This is a genomic window from Xanthobacter autotrophicus (genome assembly GCF_005871085.1).
Lineage (GTDB): Bacteria > Pseudomonadota > Alphaproteobacteria > Rhizobiales > Xanthobacteraceae > Xanthobacter > Xanthobacter autotrophicus.
Genome location: NZ_VAUP01000028.1, coordinates 252483 through 270815 on the forward strand (window position 1 = coordinate 252483; position 18333 = coordinate 270815).

11 protein-coding genes and 1 riboswitch are annotated in these 18333 nt (G+C 67.4%); of the genes, 8 read left to right on the forward strand and 3 right to left on the reverse strand.

Annotated features, from left to right (window positions below; translation table 11 throughout):
• Positions 1-290 precede the first annotated feature (290 nt).
• The 3 genes from FBQ73_RS13040 (at position 291) to FBQ73_RS13050 (ending at position 5547) form a co-directional block, all read left to right on the forward strand.
• On the forward strand, positions 291-2444 hold the full coding sequence (locus tag FBQ73_RS13040) for a hydantoinase/oxoprolinase family protein (protein WP_138399920.1): 2154 nt from the start codon (positions 291-293) through the stop codon (positions 2442-2444).
• 184 nt (positions 2445-2628) lie between these two features.
• A complete protein-coding gene (locus tag FBQ73_RS13045) occupies positions 2629-4959 on the forward strand; it encodes a hydantoinase B/oxoprolinase family protein (RefSeq protein WP_138399921.1) in 2331 nt (776 codons plus the stop codon).
• A gap of 81 nt (positions 4960-5040) precedes the next feature.
• A complete protein-coding gene (locus FBQ73_RS13050) occupies positions 5041-5547 on the forward strand; it encodes an acetone carboxylase subunit gamma (RefSeq protein ID WP_138399922.1) in 507 nt (168 codons plus the stop codon).
• Positions 5548-5611: 64 nt separating this feature from the next.
• On the opposite strand, the gene FBQ73_RS13055 is transcribed toward FBQ73_RS13050, so the two are convergent.
• The 3 genes from FBQ73_RS13055 to FBQ73_RS13065 all read right to left on the reverse strand — a co-directional run bounded on the left by FBQ73_RS13055 (position 5612) and on the right by FBQ73_RS13065 (position 8696).
• A complete protein-coding gene (locus FBQ73_RS13055) occupies positions 5612-6478 on the reverse strand; it encodes a protein-methionine-sulfoxide reductase heme-binding subunit MsrQ (RefSeq protein WP_138399923.1) in 867 nt (288 codons plus the stop codon).
• A gap of 151 nt (positions 6479-6629) precedes the next feature.
• Positions 6630-7694, reverse strand: coding sequence for a tellurite resistance TerB family protein (locus FBQ73_RS23405; RefSeq protein WP_138399924.1), 1065 nt, complete (start codon positions 7692-7694; stop codon positions 6630-6632).
• Between the two features lie 207 nt (positions 7695-7901).
• Positions 7902-8696 carry a thymidylate synthase gene (locus tag FBQ73_RS13065; protein WP_138399925.1) on the reverse strand — a complete coding sequence of 265 codons (795 nt, stop codon included), beginning with the start codon at positions 8694-8696 and terminating at the stop codon, positions 7902-7904.
• 158 nt (positions 8697-8854) lie between these two features.
• Positions 8855-9002: riboswitch (TPP riboswitch) on the forward strand.
• A gap of 80 nt (positions 9003-9082) precedes the next feature.
• Between FBQ73_RS13065 and thiC the strand changes: the two genes are divergently transcribed.
• The 5 genes from thiC to FBQ73_RS13090 all read left to right on the forward strand — a co-directional run bounded on the left by thiC (position 9083) and on the right by FBQ73_RS13090 (position 18308).
• The gene (gene thiC / locus FBQ73_RS13070) at positions 9083-10957 is read left to right on the forward strand and encodes a phosphomethylpyrimidine synthase ThiC (RefSeq protein WP_138399926.1); all 1875 of its coding nucleotides are present in this window, start codon (positions 9083-9085) and stop codon (positions 10955-10957) included.
• Positions 10958-11164: 207 nt separating this feature from the next.
• A complete protein-coding gene (locus FBQ73_RS13075; protein WP_170218879.1) occupies positions 11165-12769 on the forward strand; it encodes a Do family serine endopeptidase in 1605 nt (534 codons plus the stop codon).
• Between the two features lie 257 nt (positions 12770-13026).
• Entirely contained in the window at positions 13027-13743 is a 717-nt protein-coding gene (locus FBQ73_RS13080) for a winged helix-turn-helix domain-containing protein (RefSeq protein WP_138399928.1), read from the forward strand.
• Between the two features lie 52 nt (positions 13744-13795).
• Complete coding sequence (locus FBQ73_RS13085) at positions 13796-15184, forward strand: ATP-binding protein (protein WP_138399929.1); 1389 nt, start codon at positions 13796-13798, stop codon at positions 15182-15184.
• Between the two features lie 154 nt (positions 15185-15338).
• Positions 15339-18308 (forward strand): bifunctional [glutamine synthetase] adenylyltransferase/[glutamine synthetase]-adenylyl-L-tyrosine phosphorylase, encoded by a 2970-nt coding sequence (locus tag FBQ73_RS13090; protein WP_138399930.1) that lies wholly within the window; start codon positions 15339-15341, stop codon positions 18306-18308.
• Positions 18309-18333: the final 25 nt, after the last annotated feature.

An 18333-nucleotide genomic window follows, 5' to 3' on the forward strand; every position in this document is an offset into this window, starting at 1 on the left:
CCGGTTTTCACCGTCGGCGGCGGCTTGGCCGGCAAGATAAGCGCAAGTTCGCGCCAGGAGCAAGGCCCGCGCGGGTCGCCCTGCCAGTCGTTCGCGGCTGTCGCGCGGGGCCCGGACAACAAGTGTCCGGAAACCGGACAGTCTAATTCTTCCATATTACATGATGCGTTGCACAATATTCAGATAAATCCGTGATTTTCTACAGTTGAGCCTCTCTGGCACGCATCCTGCCACTCCCATGGCGAGCTGGCACCGAAAAGTGAGGCCGGCATTAATGGGAGGACAACGGCGTGAACGTTCCTGTGGGACACCTGCGCAACGTCCAGGTGCTCGGCATCGATGCCGGCGGCACCATGACGGACACTTTCTTCGTGGACCAGGACGGCGATTTCGTCGTCGGCAAGGCCCAGTCCACGCCGCAGAACGAGGCCCTCGGCCTCATCGCCTCTTCTGAAGATGGGCTTGCCAACTGGGGCATGTCGCTCCACGAGGCGCTGGCCCAGCTTCAGACCGGCGTCTATTCCGGCACCGCGATGCTCAATCGCGTGGTCCAGCGCAAGGGGCTGAAATGCGGCCTCATCGTCAATCGCGGCATGGAGGATTTCCACCGCATGGGCCGCGCGGTGCAGAGCCACCTCGGCTACGCCTATGAGGACCGCATCCACCTCAATACCCACCGCTACGATCCCCCGCTCGTTCCGCGCCACCTGACCCGTGGTGTGGTGGAGCGCACCGACATGATGGGCACGCAGGTGATCCCCCTGCGCGAGGACACGGCGCGGGAAGCCGCCCGCGACCTGATCGCCGCCGATGCGGAAGGCATCGTCATCTCGCTGCTGCATTCCTACAAGAACCCGGTCAACGAGCGCCGCGTCCGCGATATCGTGCTGGAGGAAGTGGAGAAGAGCGGCAAGAAGATCCCGGTGTTCGCCTCCGCCGATTACTATCCGGTGCGCAAGGAGACTCACCGCACCAATACCACCATCCTCGAAGGCTACGCCGCCGAACCCTCGCGGCAGACCCTGTCGAAGATCTCCAACGCCTTCAAGGAGCGCGGCACCAAGTTCGACTTCCGCGTGATGGCGACCCATGGCGGCACCATCTCCTGGAAGGCCAAGGAGCTGGCGCGCACCATCGTGTCAGGCCCCATCGGCGGGGTGATCGGCGCGAAGTATCTCGGCGAGGTGCTGGGCTACAAGAACATCGCCTGCTCGGACATCGGCGGCACCTCGTTCGACGTGGCGCTGATCACGCAAGGCGAGATGACCATCAAGAACGATCCGGACATGGCGCGCCTCGTCCTGTCGCTGCCGCTGGTGGCGATGGATTCGGTGGGCGCCGGCGCCGGCTCATTCATCCGGCTCGATCCCTATACCCGCGCCATCAAGCTGGGGCCGGATTCGGCCGGTTACCGGGTGGGCGTGTGCTGGAAGGAGAGCGGCATCGAGACCGTCACCATCTCCGACTGCCACATGGTGCTCGGCTATCTGAACCCCGACAACTTCCTCGGCGGCGCGGTGAAGCTCGACCGGCAGCGCTCGGTGGATGCCATCAAGGCGCAGATCGCCGATCCGCTCGGCCTGTCGGTGGAGGATGCCGCCGCCGGCGTCATCGAACTGCTGGACAGCGACCTGCGCGACTACCTGCGCTCCATGATCTCCGGCAAGGGCTATTCGCCGGCAAGCTTCGTGTGCTTCTCCTATGGCGGCGCCGGCCCGGTCCATACCTACGGCTACACCGAGGGTCTGGGCTTCGAGGACGTGATCGTGCCGGCCTGGGCGGCGGGCTTCTCCGCCTTCGGCTGCGCGGCGGCGGATTTCGAGTATCGCTACGACAAGTCCCTCGACATCAACATGCCGACGGAAACCCCTAATGCCGACAAGGAGAAGGCCGCCGCCACTCTCCAGGCGGCGTGGGAGGAGCTCACCAAGAACGTGCTCGAAGAATTCAAGCTGAACGGCTATTCGGCCGATCAGGTGACGCTCCAGCCCGGCTACCGCATGCAGTATCGTGGGCAGCTGAACGACCTGGAGATCGAGAGCCCGCTGGCGCAGGCCCACACCGCCGCCGACTGGGACCAACTGACGGACGCCTTCAACGCCACCTATGGCCGGGTCTATGCCGCATCCGCGCGCTCGCCGGAGCTGGGCTATTCGGTCACCGGCGCCATCATGCGCGGCATGGTGCCGATCCCCAAGCCCAAGATCCCCAAGGAGCCGGAGGAGGGCGAGACCCCGCCCGAGAGCGCCAAGATCGGCACCCGCAAGTTCTATCGCAAGAAGCGGTGGGTGGATGCGCAGCTCTACCACATGGAATCGCTGCGCCCCGGCAACCGGGTGATGGGTCCTGCCGTGATCGAATCCGACGCCACCACCTTCGTGGTGCCCGACGGCTTCGAGACCTGGCTCGACGGCCACCGCCTGTTCCACCTGCGCGAGGTGTGAGGGCGACGTTCCCGACCCCTCCGCCCGTCATGGCCGGGCTTGTCCCGGCCATCCACGCCTCGCCCCCGGGTGCGATGCGCCAAGCATTGCGCGAGCGGCTCGGCGTGGATGCCCGGGACAGGCCCGGGCATGACGGCGGGCGGAACACGCAATCCGAGTCAACGAACTCAAAGGAAACGACCCCATGAACGTGACTGTTGACCAGAGCACCCTTGAAGGTGCGACGCGCGGCATCGTGCGCGGCGGCGAGACGCTGAAGGAGCATCGCGACCGCCTCATGGCCGCCACCAAGGCCACCGGCCGCTATGCCGGCCTGAAGACGCTGGAGCTGCGCGAACGCGAGCCCATCCTCTACAACAAGCTGTTCTCGCGCCTGCGGGCCGGCGTGGTGGATGCCCGCGAGACTGCCAAGAAGATCGCCGCCTCTCCCATCGTGGAGCAGGAGGGCGAACTGTGCTTCACCCTCTATAACGCGGCGGGCGACAGCCTGCTCACCTCCACCGGCATCATCATCCATGTGGGAACCATGGGTGCCGCCATCAAATACATGATCGAGAACAATTGGGAGGCCAATCCGGGCGTCCATGACAAGGATATCTTCTGCAACAACGACAGCCTGATCGGAAACGTCCATCCGTGCGACATCCACACCATCGTTCCCATCTTCTGGGAAGGTGAGCTGATCGGCTGGGTGGGCGGCGTCACCCACGTCATCGACACCGGCGCGGTGGGGCCGGGCTCCATGGCCACCGGGCAGGTGCAGCGCTTCGGCGACGGCTATTCCATCACCTGCCGCAAGGTGGGCGCCAACGACACCCTGTTCCGTGACTGGCTGCACGAGAGCCAGCGCATGGTGCGCACCACCCGCTACTGGATGCTGGACGAGCGCACCCGCATCGCCGGGTGCCACATGATCCGCAAGCTGGTGGAAGAGGTGGTGGCGGAAGAGGGCATCGAGGCCTACTGGAAGTTCGCCTACGAGGCGGTGGAGCACGGCCGGCTGGGCCTCCAGGCCCGCATCAAGGCCATGACCATCCCCGGCACCTACCGGCAGGTGGGCTTTGTCGACGTGCCCTACGCCCATGAGGACGTGCGGGTACCCTCCGACTTCGCCAAGCTCGACACCATCATGCACGCCCCGTGCGAGATGACCATCCGCCGCGACGGCACCTGGCGCCTCGATTTCGAGGGATCGAGCCGCTGGGGCTGGCACACCTACAACGCCCACCAGGTGAGCTTCACCTCGGGCATCTGGGTGATGATGACCCAGACCCTCATCCCCTCCGAGATGATCAACGACGGCGCCGCCTACGGCACCGAGTTCCGCCTGCCCAAGGGCACCTGGATGAACCCGGACGACCGCCGCGTCGCCTTCTCCTACAGCTGGCACTTCCTGGTGTCGGCCTGGACGGCGCTGTGGCGCGGCCTGTCGCGCTCCTATTTCGGGCGCGGCTATCTGGAGGAGGTGAATGCCGGCAACGCCAACACCTCCAACTGGCTGCAGGGCGGCGGCTTCAACCAGTATGACGAGATCCACGCCGTGAACTCGTTCGAGTGCGCCGCCAACGGCACCGGGGCCACCGCGGTGCAGGACGGCCTCTCCCACGCCGCCGCCATCTGGAACCCGGAAGGCGACATGGGCGACATGGAGATCTGGGAATTGGCCGAGCCGCTGGTCTATCTCGGCCGGCAGATCAAGGCGTCCTCGGGCGGCTCTGGCAAGTATCGCGGCGGCTGCGGCTTCGAGAGCCTGCGCATGGTCTGGAACGCCAAGGACTGGACCATGTTCTTCATGGGCAACGGCCACATTTCCTCCGACTGGGGGCTGATGGGCGGTTATCCGGCGGCCTCCGGCTATCGCTTCGCCGCCCACAAGACCAACCTGAAGGAACTGATCGCGTCCGGCGCCGAGATCCCGCTGGGCGGCGATACCGATCCGGAGAACCCCACCTGGGACGCCATGCTGCCTGACGCCCAGATCAAGCGCGACAAGCAGGCCATCACCACCGAGGAGATGTTCTCCGACTACGACCTCTACCTCAACTATATGCGCGGCGGCCCCGGCTTCGGCGATCCGCTGGATCGCGAGCCGCAGGCGGTGGCCGACGACATCAATGGCGGCTACGTGCTGGAGCGCTTCGCCGGCGAGGTCTATGGCGTCGTGGTGCGGAAGGGCGCGGATGGCCAGTATGGGGTGGACGAGGTCGCCACCGCCGCCGCCCGCGCGCAGATCCGCAAGGATCGCCTCGCCAAGTCTGTTCCGGTCGCCGAATGGATGAAGGGCGAGCGCGAGAAGATCCTCGCCAAGGATGCGGGCACGCAGGTGCGGCAGATGTTTGCCGCCTCCTTCAAGCTCGGCCCGCGCTTCGAGAAGGAGTTCCGCACCTTCTGGAACCTGCCCGACAGCTGGACGCTGCCGGAGGAAGAGATCGGCGTGCCCACCTACGGCTCGCGCTATTCCATGGACATCTCCGAACTGCCCGACGTGCACACCGTGCAGTTCGTGGAGGAATGATCCCTCCACTGGGCGGCGGCGACAGCCGTCGCTGCCGCCCATTTTTTCCTTGGAAATCAAACATCAAGTGGAGGAAACACCATGGCCTATACCCGCTCGAAGATCGTCGATCTCGTGGATGGCAAGATCGATCCCGATACGCTGCACCAGATGCTCTCCACCCCCAAGGACCCGGAGCGGTTCGTGACCTATGTGGAGATCCTGCAGGAGCGCATGCCGTGGGATGACAAGATCATCCTGCCGCTCGGTCCCAAGCTCTTCATTGTGCAGCAGAAGGTCTCCAGGAAATGGACCGTGCGCTGCGAATGCGGCCACGACTTCTGCGACTGGAAGGACAATTGGAAGCTTCACGCCCGCGTCCACGTGCGCGACACGCCGCAGAAGATGGAGGAGATCTATCCCCGCCTCATGGCGCCGACGCCGTCCTGGCAGGTGATCCGCGAGTATTTCTGCCCCGAGTGCGGCACCCTTCATGATGTGGAGGCGCCCACCCCCTGGTATCCGGTGATCCACGATTTCTCGCCGGATATCGAGGGCTTCTACCAAGAGTGGCTCGGCTTGCCGGTGCCGGAGCGGGCCGACGCCTGATCCGATCTGATCAAAGTGAAGACGGGGGCGGGCTACCGCCCCCTTTTTCGCGGGGCAGCCCCGGTTACGACGCCTCGATCTTCGTCTGTGTCGCCGAAGCTGCGCGCCGCCGCCCGCGGGCAGGCGCCGCATTGCGGCGCTGGGCGGCGAACAGGGCCAGGGCGAGTCCAGCCCCCAGCACCCACCAGGCGGGGCGCGGGCCAAGATCGAAGGAGAGGTTCGCCTCCGCCACCAGCCACGGGTCCACCCGCGTTGCGAGGCCATACCACAGCATTTCCACCCCCGCCGTCAGCAGCGCGGACAGCACCGCAAGGCCGGCGACGCCCAAGGGCGTCACGTCGCCGGTGAGGCGCACCGCGATGCGATAGGCGAACAGGAACACGAACAGGCCGGCCATCAGCACCGGCTCGGTCACGTCCAGCTTCGATTGCAGGAAGAAATGGACCGCCCCTAATACGGCGATGCCATAGACCGCCATGTGCAGCCGGTTCCACCGCTCCGTCCCGAGCCGGCGGATGGCGCCGTCGAACGAGGTAGCCCCCAGAGCGATGAGCAGAGCCAGCGCCACCGCGCCGATGGTGAGATAGATGCGCAGCACGATTTCGCTCAGAGCCCGGCCGGCGCCCTGGTCCACGACGAACAGCAGCAAATGGAAGGCGGCGTAGAACAGAGCCGCGAGCCCGAAAATACGGCGCCCGAAATACAGCTTCGGATAGGACAGGAGCTTGCGCAGCGGTGTGATGGCGAGGGTCACGGCGAGGAAGCGGATGGCCCACAGCCCGGTGAAGTGGATGGCCTCCGTCCACGGCCGGGCGCCGAGCATGCCGTTGGCGGCAAGACCGGCGAGCCAGACCGCCGGTAGCATGGAGGCGACGAGGAACAGCGTCTTCTCGGGACTGAACGTGCCGGAGCGTTCGTGGAAGAGGGGCATGGGGCGGTCGCCGAGTCCTTCGCTGCGCATGGGGCGGGGATGCCGCCTCGAAGGGAACGGCCGTGCCGGCCGCCCCGCTTCCCATTACGACCGACAACGGGGCTCGGTTACGGCCCCGCCGTGCACGATGGCGTGAGCGCGACCTCTGCCCTCAGGCGTTCAGGTCGGCGTCCACCTGCGCCTTGAGGCCGGGATCGATGCCGAGCGCCAAGGCGAGGCTGGCGAGATACTGCTTCTCGGCCGCGCTGTCGGGACGGATCGCCATGGCCGAGGCGGCGTAGATCTGCAACGCAGCTTCGGGGCTGGTGGCCGCATCCACCACCTGCTGCGGATCCACCGGGGTGGTGAGGAAGGAGATGAGCGCCTCGCGCTCAGGCGCCGCCGTTCCGAAGCGGGAAAGGCCGCCGGTGATGCGCTCCAGCTCTTCCTGGTCGATCTGCCCGTCGGCCTGCGCCGCCGCAGCCATGGCCGAAAGCAGGACACCGGAGAAGGCATCCGCCCCGCCGGGCGCTGCGGCCGGGGCGAAGCCTGCGGCCTCTGGCGCGCCGGAAGTGAAGGCAGAGCGTCCGCCGCCGGACTGGGACTGCCACTTGCGGAAGGCATTCCAGGCCAGCATGCCGATGACGGCCATGCCGCCATATTTCACCAGGTCGCCGCTACCCGACTGCGGAGCAGGGGAGGGGGCGGGTGCGGGCGCTGGCGTGGGGTAAGGGGTCGGAGCCGAGGTGGTGGCCGGGCCGCCGAGGGAGGCCTGGGCGAGATCGCCGAGCGAGCCGCCGGTGCTGCCGCCGGACATTCCGCCGCCTGCCGGAGCGCTGCCGCCACCGAGGATCTGGCCGAGGATGTCTCCCAGCCCGCCGGGAAGGCCGGCCGTCGCGCCGCCGCCGTCGCCGGTTCCGCCGGGGCGCTGCCCGCCACCGCCAAGCACCTGTCCGAGAATGTCGCCGAGACCACCCGGCAGGCCGGAGGCTCCGCCCTGGGTCCGGCCGCCCGACATGCCACCGCCGAGCACCTGTCCAAGAATATCGCCAAGGCCGCCGGGCAGGCCGCCGCTCTGGCCGGCGGGCGCGCCTTGGCCGCCCTGTCCCGCGCCTTCGAGCACGCTCTTGAGGATCTGGTCGAGGCCGCTACCGCCGCCAGCCCCACCCCCGCGTACGCTGCCGTTGCCGAGCGCAGCTCCGATGAGCTGCCCCAGAAGACTACCTGCATCCGCCATGTGACCCTCCCTGAAGCCTGCTGCGATCCAGTTGCGTCGCAAGCGAACGAACAGGCCTTTCTCGAGTTTGGAGACGCTTGTCCCGATCAGCCTGCCCCGGCTGGACCGGATGGAATGGAGCGAGCGGTAAGCACGAGCCAAAAAAGGAGCGGCGAAAATGGATCGGTGAGTGCGAACAGGGGCGAACCTGCGCCCCCGCGCCCAGGTTCAGACCGCCACCGGCGCCTTGATGGCCGGGTGGGGATCATAGCTCACAATTTCCACATCCTCGTAACGGAAGGCGAACAGGTCGGTGACCGCTGGATTCAAGGCGAGGCGCGGCAGCGCGCGGGGCGTGCGCTCCAACTGCGCGCGGGCCTGCTCCAGATGGTTCACGTAAAGGTGCGCGTCGCCCAGCGTATGGACGAAGTCGCCCACGCCCAGCCCGGTCACCTGCGCCACCATATGGGTGAGCAGCGCGTAGGAGGCGATATTGAACGGCACGCCCAGGAACACGTCCGCCGAACGCTGGTAGAGCTGGCAGGAGAGCTTGCCCTCCAGCACATAGAACTGGAACAGGCAGTGGCAGGGCGGCAGCGCCATCTTCGACACGTCCGCTGGGTTCCAGGCGGTGACGATGAGGCGGCGCGAATCGGGATTGCGGCGGATGTCCGAGACCACCTGCGCGATCTGGTCGATGACGCCGCCCTCAGGCGTGGGCCAGGAGCGCCACTGATGGCCGTAGACCGGGCCGAGGTCGCCCTTCGCGTCGGCCCACTCGTCCCAGATGGAGACGCCATTGTCCTTCAGGTAGCGGACATTGGTATCGCCGGCGAGGAACCACAGAAGCTCGTGAATGATGGATTTCAGGTGCAGCTTCTTGGTGGTGACGAGAGGAAAGCCCTCGCCCAGGTCGAACCGCATCTGGTGCCCGAAAACCGAGAGGGTGCCGGTGCCGGTGCGGTCATCCTTGCGCACGCCCTCGTTCAGGATGCGGCGGAGCAGGTCGTGATACTGATGCATGCGCGCCTCCGCCGTCCGGGGTCTGGAACCATAGATGTAGGACATGCCAGCCAGCACGCAAATGGCTTGCGGACCCTCGTCCAGAGCTTTGATTGCCCGGCTGCCCACCCCATGCTGCGGTGCAGCGTTGACATTGGGCTTTCGTATACACACACTCGGAACGTTCCAAGGGGGGTCCCGGAAGGGGCTGAGATTTCGCAAGTCCGCTGGCTTGGTGTTCATCAGAACATGGGTTGTCGGAGCCGCGTTGACCCTTCGAACCTGATCCGGGTCATACCGGCGAAGGGATCGGAACCTGTGCGCACGGCACGTTACGGCCGTATCGTACCCGTCTCCTAGCTCGATTCCCGGCTCTCGTTGAAAGCGCAAGCTTAAAGGAGAACCGCATGCTGGACGAAGCCTCGACGTCCTCCCTCAAGGTCACCACCGGCGCCCTGCCGCACTCGCACAAGGTGTTCGTTTCCGCCACACGGCCGGACGTGCGCGTTGCCATGCGCGAGATCACCCTGTCCACGCCGGAGGAACGGCCGGTCCGGGTCTACGACACCTCTGGCCCCTATACCGATCCGCAAGCCGTCATCGACCTCACCAAGGGCCTGCCGCTGCTGCGCGCCCAGTGGATCCGCGAGCGCGGCGACGTGGAGGAGGTGGAGGGCCGGCAGGTCAAGCCCGAGGACAACGGCCTCAAGGACGGCCAGTCCTCGACCCTGCCCCAGTTCGACCTCACCGGCCGGCGGCCGCTACGCGCCAAGGCGGGCAAGCGCCCGACCCAGATGGCCTATGCGCGGGCCGGCATCATCACCGCCGAGATGGAATATGTGGCGGCGCGCGAGAATCTCGCCCGCGCCAATGGCGGCGTCCATCCGCACCATCAGGCCATGGGCCTCGGCGCGGCAATCCCCACCGACATCACGCCGGAATTCGTGCGGCAGGAAGTGGCGCGCGGCCGCGCCATCATCCCCAACAACATCAACCACCCCGAAACCGAGCCGATGGCCATCGGCCGGAACTTCCTGGTGAAGATCAACGCGAACATCGGCAATTCCGCCGTCACCTCGGGCGTCGCCGAGGAGGTGGACAAGCTGGTGTGGGCCACCCGCTGGGGTGCCGACACGGTGATGGACCTGTCGACTGGCAAGAACATTCACACCATCCGCGAATGGATCATGCGCAACTCACCGGTGCCTATCGGCACCGTGCCCATGTATCAGGCGCTGGAGAAGGTGAACGGCGTCGCCGAGGACCTGACCTGGGAGATCTTCCGCGACACGGTGATCGAGCAGGCCGAGCAGGGCGTGGACTACATGACGGTCCATGCCGGCGTGCGCCTGCCCTATGTGCCGCTCACCGCCAACCGCGTCACCGGCATCGTCTCGCGCGGCGGCTCCATCATGGCCAAGTGGTGCCTGGCGCATCACAAGGAGAGCTTCCTCTACGAGAATTTCGAGGAACTCTGCGAGATCCTCGCCCAGTATGACGTGGCCTTCTCGCTGGGCGACGGCCTGCGCCCCGGCTCGATCGCCGACGCCAACGACGCCGCCCAGTTCGCCGAGCTGGAGACCCTGGGCGAATTGACCGAGATTGCCTGGAAGTACGACTGCCAGGTGATGATCGAGGGCCCCGGCCACGTGCCGCTCCACCTCATTCGCGAGAATGTGGAGAAGCAGCTCAAGGTCTGCCACGAGGCGCCGTTCTACACCCTCGGCCCGCTCGTGACCGACATCTCCCCCGGCTACGACCACATCTCCTCCGCCATCGGCGCGGCGATGATCGGCTGGTTCGGCACGGCGATGCTCTGCTACGTGACCCCGAAGGAGCACCTCGGACTGCCCGACCGCGACGACGTGAAGACCGGCGTCATCTCCTACAAGATCGCCGCGCATGCGGCCGATCTTGCCAAGGGCCATCCGGCGGCGCGCATCCGCGACGATGCGCTGTCCCGGGCGCGTTTCTCGTTCCGCTGGCGCGACCAGTTCGCGCTGTCGCTGGACCCGGAGACGGCGGAGCGCTTCCACGACGAGACACTCCCCGCCGAGGGCGCCAAGGTGGCGCATTTCTGCTCCATGTGCGGGCCGAAATTCTGCTCCATGAAGATCTCGCAGGAGCTGAAGCTGGAAGCCGGCGACATCGCCCGCGCCCAGGCCGACAACCTCGCCTCGGCCGGCATGGCGGAGATGGCGCAGAAGTTCCGCGACGGCGGCGGCCTCATCTACACCCCGGCGCCCGAGGTGGCCGAGCCACCCCCCGCCGCGGCGGAGTGAGCGGGCCGAACGCAGACGACAGGGGCGGCCTCCGGGCCGCCCTTTTGTTTGGGGCGGAGGTGCCCCGCGGCGCGGGGGCCGGCGTCACGCACGCGTGAGCCACATTACGGATCCTTAATTCCGCAGCCAGACTGCCGTAACGGTCGGCGCACTAGCTTGCCTCTCGAACCTGCTGACAAGGCAGACAACAGAGAGATGCGACCGCCCATGACCCGCTCGCCCATGACCCGCTCCGACAACACCCCCTCCGTGACGAAGCGCCACCGCAAGGCTCTCCTGGCCGGCGTCGTCGGTCTCGCGCTCGCCGGCGTCGTGGCCGGCCAGTTCGTGCCGCCGCTGAACGGTCCCGTCGCGGCCCAGATCACCACCAGCCAGCCGGCTGGCACCTTCTCCTTCGCCGACATCGTCGAGAAGGTCTCGCCCGCCGTCGTCTCGGTGAAGGTGAAGAAGGATGCCGGCAACGAGCAGATGGCCATGGGTGGCGATCTCGGCGGTAATGTTCCTCCCCAGATCGAGCAGTTCCTGAAGCGCTTCGGCTTCGGCGACGGCCAGGGCCCGATGGGTCCCGGCGGCCCCGGCATGGGCCCGCGCGGCGGCCATGGCCCCAAGGGTGAGTTCCGTGGCGAGCGTCCCGTCGTGGGCCAGGGCTCCGGCTTCATCATCTCGGCTGACGGCTACGTGGTGACCAACAACCACGTGGTGGACGGCGCCGATGAGGTGGACGTGACCACCACCGACGGCAAGGAATACGTCGCCAAGGTGATCGGCACCGATCCGCGCACCGACGTGGCCCTGCTGAAGATCGAGAACGCGAACAACCTGCCGTGGGTGAAGCTGGCGGACGGCGCCCCGCGCGTCGGTGACTGGGTGATCGCGGTGGGCAATCCCTTCGGCCTTGGCGGCACCGTGACCGCCGGCATCGTGTCGGCCCGTGGCCGCGACATCGGCTCGGGTCCCTATGACGACTTCATCCAGATCGACGCCCCCATCAACCGGGGCAATTCGGGCGGCCCGACCTTCTCGCTGAACGGCGAGGTGATCGGCATGAACACCGCCATCGTCTCCCCCTCGGGCGGCAACGTGGGCATCGCCTTCGCCATTCCCTCCGAGACCGTAAAGACGGTGGTGGCCCAGCTGCGCGACAAGGGCTCGGTGGCCCGCGGCTACATCGGCGTGCAGATCCAGCCGGTGACCGAGGACCTCGCCTCCGGCCTTGGCATCAAGGACGCCGAGGGCGCCCTGGTGGCGCAGGTGCAGCCGAACACCCCCGGCGCCAAGGCGGGCCTCAAGGCCGGCGACGTGATCGTGAAGGTGAACGAAGACGCCATCAAGGACGCCCGCGACCTCACCCGCAAGGTGGGTCTGATGAAGCCGGGCACCGAGATCAAGCTCTCGCTCATCCGCGAGACCAAGCCCATGACCCTGTCGCTGACCCTTGACCAGCTGCCCACCGAGCAGCAGATGGCCGCGCGTTCCGGCGCACCGCAGAGCGAGGATGACGCGACCGGTGGCAACAAAGACCTGCCGCGTCTCGGCCTCCAGCTCGCTCCGTCCAAGAGCGTGCAGGGCGCTGGCGGCGAGGGCGTGGTGGTGACCGGTGTCGATCCCAACGGCGCTGCAGCCCAGCGCGGCTTCAAGACCGGCGACGTGATCCTGAAGGTGGGCGACAAGGCCGTCTCCACCCCGAAGGATGTGCGCGATGGCCTCGCCGCCGCCAAGGCCGAGAACCGCAAGGCGGTGCTCATCCAGGTGAAGAGCGGCGAGGGCGTGCGCTTCGTCGCCATCACCCTCGACGCCAAGGCCAAGGGCTGATCTCCGGCAGGGGCTGATCCTCAGCCGAAAGCTGATGCTCCGGCGGCGGGATGGCGCCGGAGCATGTCCTCCGGACCCGAGGCGGGTTCGCCATCGCCCCCCTGATGACGCTTCGGTTCCGATGGCGCGGGACGCTCGCAAGGGCTTCCCGCGCCGAGTTTTTTTGTGAGGCTGGAGGCTTCCCCCTTTCCCCGGCCGAAAGGACGGGGCGCGCGGCGGCCCCCCGCATGGACCTGCCGGCAAGGTGAGCTAGAGTGATGACAGCGAATCTCGATCCGGATCCCCTCACTGCCATGCGCCTCCTCCTTGTCGAGGACGACCGCGACGCCGCCGAATATCTGCGCAAGGCCTTCCGCGAGGCCGGCCACGTGGTGGACCTTGCTGCCGACGGCGAGGTGGGGCTCGCCCTTGCCCTCGACGGCAAGTACGACGTGATGGTGGTGGACCGCATGCTGCCCGTGCGCGACGGACTCTCCCTCGTCACTGAGCTGCGCGGGCGCGGGCACACCACGCCGGTGCTCATCCTCTCGGCCCTCGGCCAGGTGGACGACCGGGTGCAGGGCCTGCGCGCCGGCGGCGACGATTATCTGCCGAAGCCCTACGCCTTCACCGAGCTTCTGGCGCGGGTGGAAGCCCTGTCCCGACGCGGCGTCACCCAAGGCGCGGAGACGGTCTACAAAGTGGCCGACCTGGAGCTGGATCGCCTCGCCCACCGGGTGGCGCGCGGCGGCAAGGAAATTCCGCTCCAGCCGCGGGAGTTCCGGCTGCTGGAATATCTGCTGCGCCACGCAGGCCAGGTGGTGACCCGCACCATGCTGCTGGAAAACGTGTGGGACTATCATTTCGACCCGCAGACCAACGTCATCGACGTGCACGTCTCCCGCCTGCGCTCCAAGATCGACAAGGGCTTCGACGTGCCGCTGATTCACACCGTGCGGGGCGCCGGCTACATGGTGCGGGCCGGTGCCGCGTGATGTGTGGTGGCGAGGGCCGCTCGCCGTTGGCCGCGTGATCTGGCGTGTTCCCATGACATTCCTCGCCCACCTCGCGCGGCTGGTGCGCACCACGGCGTTCAAGCTTTTGGCCGCCTATCTGCTGGTGTTCGCGGTGTTCGCGGTGTCGGTCATCGTCTACACCGCGTGGCACACGCGCGAGTTGATCCAGGGGCAGGTGGCGGAAGACCTCGACCGGGAGGTGCGTTTCCTTGCCGAGCAATATCGTATCGGCGGTATCCAGCGGGTCGTCTACGTCATCGACCGCAGGACGCGCCGGCCAGGCTCCTCCATCTACATGATCACCAATTTCCAGGGCGAGGTGCTGGCCACCAACGTCTCTGACCTGCCCATCGGCCTCCTCGACAAGGAGGGCACCCGTTTCACCACCTACAACCGCCCCGACGATGCCGGCCTGAAGAGCCATGTGGCCTTCGTGCAGGCGCTGATTCTGCCTGGCGGCTACCGCCTGCTCGTCGGCCGCGACATCGAGGAGCGCGACACCCTGCGCGACCTCGTGGCCCGCCCGGCGCAATGGGCGGTGCTGCTCATCGTGGTGCTGGGCCTGGCCGGCGGCGTGTTCGTGACGCGGCGGGTTTTGAAGCGCATCGATTCCATGACCGCCACCGCCGAGACGATCATGGCCGGCAACCTCTCCGGCCGCCTCGCCATGACCGGCACGCAGGACGAGTTCGACCGGCTGGCCCATTCGCTGAACGCCATGCTGGACCGCATCGAGGGCCTGATGCAGGGCCTCAAGGAGGTCTCCGACAACATTGCCCATGATCTGAAGACCCCGCTCACCCGCCTGCGCAACCGTTCGGAGGAGGCGCTGCGCAGTGCCCGGACGGAAGATGACTGGCGCGCGGCTCTGGAAGACACCATCGAGGAGAGCGATGGCCTCATCCGCACCTTCGACGCCTTGCTCATGATCGCCCGCGCCGAGGCCGGCCAAGCTCGAGCCATCATGAGCGACCTCGACCTTGGCGAGATCGCCGAGAGTGTCTCCGAGCTTTACGAGCCGCTGGCCGACGAGCAGGGCCTCGACCTCGTGGTCTCGGTGATGCCGGTTCCGATCCATGGGGTGAAGGAACTTTTGGCGCAGGCGGTGTCCAACCTCATCGACAACGCCATCAAATATGGCCGTCCACTGGACGGGAGCAGGGGGCGCATCGCCGTCACCCTCGCGCGGGCGGGCGGGGAGGCGGTGCTCACCGTCGCCGACACCGGGCCCGGCATTCCGGAGGTGGACCGCGAGCGGGTGGTGGAGCGCTTCGTGCGGCTGGAGGCAAGCCGCACACGTCCCGGCTCCGGACTCGGCCTCGCGCTGGTGGGGGCTGTGGCGCGCCTGCATGGTGGCAACCTGAGCTTCACCGATGGTGCGCCGGGGCTGGTCGCAACGCTCCGTTTGCCGGCGAAATGACAGCGCGCCACAGCACGCCGGGGCGCTACCGGCCTTAAGGCGTTCGCAGGTGCGATAATTTGCTGTTTACCATGCAGCTTTCGACCGCTCCCGAGCGTTGCAATTGTCGAAGAGGGCTTGCCTAACGCAAGGTCCTAATGCTTTTGATGAAATCATGCGCGGGCCCCTCGAACCGGATTCGGCCGACCGGCCATCTCTTGCCGTCCTGATGCGGGAAGCTCCCGTCCTCGGCGATCGGGAGACGGCAAAGATTAAGCTTTCCCAGGCCACGGAGAGTTTGCCCGCAGCGGATCGGGCAGTGCTCGACGGGCTGTTTTCACGCGCCCCCATGGCGCGCGACGTGTGCCTCGGCATGGCCGAGGGCTCGCCCTTCCTGCTCGATCTGGTGCGCGCGGAGCCGGCCCGGCTGCTGCGGGTGCTGTCGGGGGATCCCCGCGCCCACCTTGCCACCCTTATTGCCGGTTGCGCGGCCGTCGCTGCCACCGGCAGCGAGGCTGAAGTGATGCGCGCGCTGCGTCGCATGCGCAGCGAGGCGGCGCTGCTGATCGCCCTCGCGGACATGGGCGGCGCCTTCGACCTGATCACGGTGACGGCTGCGTTGACCGATGTGGCGGACGCGGCGGTGCGCACGGCCCTCGACTTCCTGCTGGGCGAAGCGGCGCGCGCCGGCCGCCTCAATCCGCCCGATCCCGCCGATCCGGCCTTCGGCTGCGGCCTCGCGGTGATCGCCATGGGCAAGCATGGCGCGCGCGAACTCAATTATTCCAGCGATGTCGATCTCGTGGTGGTGTTCGACCGAGAGAAGGCGCCGCTGGGCGAGGAGGTGTCCGCCGCCCCCGTCTTTGTGAAGATCACGCAGGGCCTCGTGCGCCTGCTTCAGGAGCGCACGGCGGACGGCTACGTGCTGCGGGTGGACCTGCGCCTGCGGCCCGATCCGGGCTCCACCGCGGTGGCCCTCTCCACGACCGCGGCCCTCGACTATTACGAGCGCGAGGGCGCCACCTGGGAGCGCGCCGCCTATATCAAGGCCCGCCCGGTGGCCGGCGACATGGTGGTGGGGCGGATTTTCCTTGGCGACCTGTCCCCCTTCGTCTGGCGGCGCGGGCTGGATTTCCAGGCCATCGCCGACGTGCACGCCATGAAGCGGGAGATCCACGCCTTCCGGGGCCACGACGTGGTGGCAGTGGAAGGGCACAATGTGAAACTCGGGCGTGGCGGCATTCGCGAGGTGGAATTCTTCGTCCAGACCCAGCAGCTCATCGCCGGGGGGCGCGACCCGCTGCTGCGCAACTCCCGGACGCTCGAAGCGCTCGATGCCCTGACCGCGCACCGCTGGATCGAGCCGGATGTCCGCGACGTGCTGGCAGAGGCCTATGTGTTCCTGCGCCGGGTGGAGCACCGCATCCAGATGGTGGCGGACGCCCAGACCCATTCCCTACCCGAGAGCCGCGCCGCCATGGAGGGCTTCGCACGCTTCATGGGTTATGCCGACCGCGACGCCTTCGCAGCGGCGCTGGTGACGCGCCTCCAGGCGGTGCAGACCCATTATGCCAATCTGTTCGAGGACGTGGCGCCCCCCGCCGTGCTTGACGCGGACCTCGTCTTCCCGCCGGACGAGAACGACCGGAAGACGTTGGCGGCCCTCTCCCGCCTCGGCTTTCGCGATCCGGCGGCGGCCAGCGGCATGGTCCGGCGCTGGCTGTCCGGCGGGCCGCGCGCGCTGCGGGGCGAGACCGCGCGGGCACATCTTGCCCGCATTGTCCCGCTGATGCTGGAGGCGCTGGCCCGGGGCGGCGATCCCGACGGGGCGCTGGCCGCCGCCGACCGATTCCTGAGCGACCTGCCCGGCCCGCAACTCCTGACCGCCCTCGACCGGCATCCGGATCTCGTGCGGCTTCTGGCCACCATCCTCACCGCCGCGCCGCGCCTGGGCGAGACGCTGGCGCGCCGGCCCTCCCTCACCGATGCGCTGCTCGATCCCGCCTTCTTCGACGTGCTGCCGGACGAGGCGAGCCTGTCCGCCCATCTGGATCACCTGCTCGACACCGCGGACACCGACGAGGAGCAGTTCGACCGCGCCCGCCGGTTCCGGCAGGAACAGCATGTGCTCATCGGCGTACGCATCGCCTCCGGCACGCTGGAGGCGGCGCGGGCGGGCGAAGCCTATGCGACGCTGGCCGAGGTGATCATTCGCGCCCTGCACCGCCGGGTCTGGACCCGCTTCAATGAGGCCCACGGCACCATCGGCGGCGCGCAGACGGCGGTGCTCGCCATGGGCAAGCTGGGCGGGCGGGAGATGACGGCGGGGTCCGATCTCGACCTCATCGTGCTCTATGATTTCGACCCTGACGCCGATCCCACCTCCGACGGCCCGCGCCCGCTCACCGGCGCGCAATATTTCGCCCGCTTCACCCAGCGCCTCGTCACCGCGCTGACCTCCCTCACCAATGCCGGCAAGCTCTACGACGTGGACCTGCGGCTGCGCCCCTCAGGCCGCTCCGGCCCGGTGGCGACGCGCCTTGCCTCCTTCGCCACCTACCAGCGGGAGGAGGCCTGGACCTGGGAGCACATGGCGCTGACCCGCGCCCGCGTGATTGCGGCCGAGTCCGCGTTCGGAGCGAAGGTGCGGGAGGTGATTTGCGCTGTCATGGGACATCCACGCGATCCACGCCGGCTCGCGGGCGACATTCTCGACATGCGCCGCGCCATCGCTGCCGAGAAGGGCGAGGATGACAAGTGGAACCTGAAGCACGCCGCCGGCGGCCAGGTGGATGTGGAGTTCCTCGCCCAGTACCTGGTGCTCGCCCACGCCCATGCGCATCCCGAAATCGTGGATACGGCTACCGCCCGCGTGCTCGCCACCGCCGCGCGGCTTGGGCTGCTGGAGCCCGAAGATGCGCATGTGTTGCAGCGCGCCTGCCGGCTCTACCAGAACCTCACACAGGTGCTGCGGCTGGCGGTGGACGCCCATATCGTGCCGACGGATGCGAGCCCGGCGCTCCGGGCGCTTCTGGCCCGCGCCGGCGAGATGCCGGACTTCGCCACTCTGGATGCCGACCTTGCTGACACCCAGGCCAAGGTCCGCGCCATCTTCGAGCGCATGCTGGAGCTGGCGGCCGAGTGAGGACGGTTTAGGGAGCCGGGGTTAT

What these genes read in the sequence shown, in the direction of transcription:
- FBQ73_RS13085 (WP_138399929.1), top strand. Translation starts at nt 13,796, where the DNA reads ATGACATTCCTCGCCCACCTCGCGCGGCTGGTGCGCACCACGGCGTTC.
- FBQ73_RS13055 (WP_138399923.1), bottom strand. Translation starts at nt 6,478, where the DNA reads ATGCCCCTCTTCCACGAACGCTCCGGCACGTTCAGTCCCGAGAAGACG.
- FBQ73_RS13080 (WP_138399928.1), top strand. Translation starts at nt 13,027, where the DNA reads ATGACAGCGAATCTCGATCCGGATCCCCTCACTGCCATGCGCCTCCTC.
- thiC (WP_138399926.1), top strand. Translation starts at nt 9,083, where the DNA reads ATGCTGGACGAAGCCTCGACGTCCTCCCTCAAGGTCACCACCGGCGCC.
- FBQ73_RS13065 (WP_138399925.1), bottom strand. Translation starts at nt 8,696, where the DNA reads ATGCATCAGTATCACGACCTGCTCCGCCGCATCCTGAACGAGGGCGTG.
- FBQ73_RS13050 (WP_138399922.1), top strand. Translation starts at nt 5,041, where the DNA reads ATGGCCTATACCCGCTCGAAGATCGTCGATCTCGTGGATGGCAAGATC.
- FBQ73_RS13045 (WP_138399921.1), top strand. Translation starts at nt 2,629, where the DNA reads ATGAACGTGACTGTTGACCAGAGCACCCTTGAAGGTGCGACGCGCGGC.
- FBQ73_RS13075 (WP_170218879.1), top strand. Translation starts at nt 11,165, where the DNA reads ATGACCCGCTCGCCCATGACCCGCTCCGACAACACCCCCTCCGTGACG.
- FBQ73_RS13090 (WP_138399930.1), top strand. Translation starts at nt 15,339, where the DNA reads ATGCGCGGGCCCCTCGAACCGGATTCGGCCGACCGGCCATCTCTTGCC.
- FBQ73_RS23405 (WP_138399924.1), bottom strand. Translation starts at nt 7,694, where the DNA reads ATGGCGGATGCAGGTAGTCTTCTGGGGCAGCTCATCGGAGCTGCGCTC.